Origin of the sequence: Streptomyces sp. NPDC059567 (assembly GCF_042735655.1) — a bacterium.
Classification (GTDB): Bacteria; Actinomycetota; Actinomycetes; order Streptomycetales; family Streptomycetaceae; genus Streptomyces.
This window is the reverse complement of the sequence record NZ_JBHWBS010000073.1, coordinates 22,767-24,179: the sequence shown is the minus strand read 5'-3', so window position 1 is coordinate 24,179 and position 1,413 is coordinate 22,767. Positions and strand designations below refer to the sequence as shown.

The following is a 1,413-nucleotide window of genomic DNA, read 5'->3' as shown; positions in this document are numbered from 1 at the left end:
CCTGCTGGGGGGGGGGTGTGAGGTGGGGGGGGGGGGGGTCTGGGGGGGGGGGGGTGCCACCCTTGGTGGGGGCCCGCGGGGGGGGGGGGCAGGGTGGACACTCCCCACCGGGCCGCCCCCACCCCGCCGGACTAGGCCGGGGCCTCCGCGCGCCGCACAGCGGCGTCCCGCGCCTCCGCGAAAGCGAGCCCCGTCACCGCCGTGAGCAGCAGCAACGTGCCCACCACGGTGGCGGCGGTCAGCTCCTCCCCCAGCACGGTCACCGCGATCGCCGCCGCGCTCACCGGTTCGAGCAGCATGATCACGGACACGGTCGCCGCGCGGACCACCGCCGCCCCGGCGAAGTAGAGCGCGTAGGCGAGCGCGGTCGGCACCGCCGCCACGTACACCAGCAGTCCGAGCACCTGCACGGGCTGGTCGGTGTGCGGGAACAGGCCCTCGACGGCCGCCATCGGCAGCAGCCCCACCGCGCCGATGGCGAAGGCCCAGGTGGTCGTCGACAGCGCGTCGGAGCCACCGCCGTCGCGGCCGAGCCACCGGGTCAGCAGGGTGATGGCCGCGTACCCGGCGGCGGAGAGCACCGCGAAGCCCACGCCGAGCGGCCTGACCTCGCCGCTCTCGCCGCCCAGAACGAGGACGGCCAGTCCCGCGAGCGCCCCGCCCACGGCGGCCGCGCCACCGCCGCCGAGCCGTTCGCCCATGGTGAGCCTGGCGCCGAGCGCGATGAGTACGGGGCCCGCGCCCAGCGTGACGACGGTGCCGACGGCCAGCCCGGTCGCCTCGACGGCGGCGAAGTAGGCGCTCTGGAAGACGGTCAGCCCGATCCCCGTACCGAGGACGCGGATCAGCCGTCGCCTGCGCGGTTCCACCGCCTGGGCGGCGGGTCGTCCTGGCCGCAGGGCCAGCGCCCCGAGCAGCAGGACCAGGCCGCCGACGCAGCGCCAGAAGGACAGCGCCAGCGGGCCCATGTCACTGACCCGGAACATCAGCGAGGCCGCGGCCCCGGCCGTGCCCCAGGCGACGCCGGCGACGATCAGATAGAGGAGACTGCGCCCGATGGCAGGCATGTCTGCCGCGGACGTGGAGGAGTTCGACACGTGCTTCTCCGTGTGAAGACGGGGTGGTGTGGTCGCTCGAGTCCGCATGCGGGCAGCGACGAGCCGCTCGGGGACTGCCCGAGCCCGGTCTTCGTCAGGGAGAGTGCCGCCCGCGCCTAAGCGGCAGGGGGCGGAAGTACGGTCGAATGCATGATCGGCACCCTACGGGGCGGTCCGACCGGCGGACAACTCGGCTTCCGGGTCGCTCGCACCGGCCCCGGACCCTGCCCCCGGGGGGGGGGCGGGCCCCCCCCCCCCACCCGCGCCCCCCCACGCCGCCCCCCCCGCCCCCCCCCCCCCCCCCCGCAGCGTGGGC

General features: G+C 76.7%; 1 protein-coding gene. It reads right to left on the bottom strand.

What is annotated here, in order from left to right; all coding sequences use genetic code 11:
- Positions 1 to 131 precede the first annotated feature (131 nt).
- Positions 132 to 1,067: a DMT family transporter gene (locus tag ACFVZW_RS26670; protein ID WP_384526117.1), complete on the bottom strand. Its 936-nt coding sequence runs from the start codon at positions 1,065 to 1,067 to the stop codon at positions 132 to 134.
- Between the last annotated feature and the right edge of the window lie 346 nt (positions 1,068 to 1,413).

Excerpts from the sequence above, each read along its gene's own strand:
- ACFVZW_RS26670 (WP_384526117.1), bottom strand. The coding sequence starts at position 1,067 with ATGCCTGCCATCGGGCGCAGTCTCCTCTATCTGATCGTCGCCGGCGTC.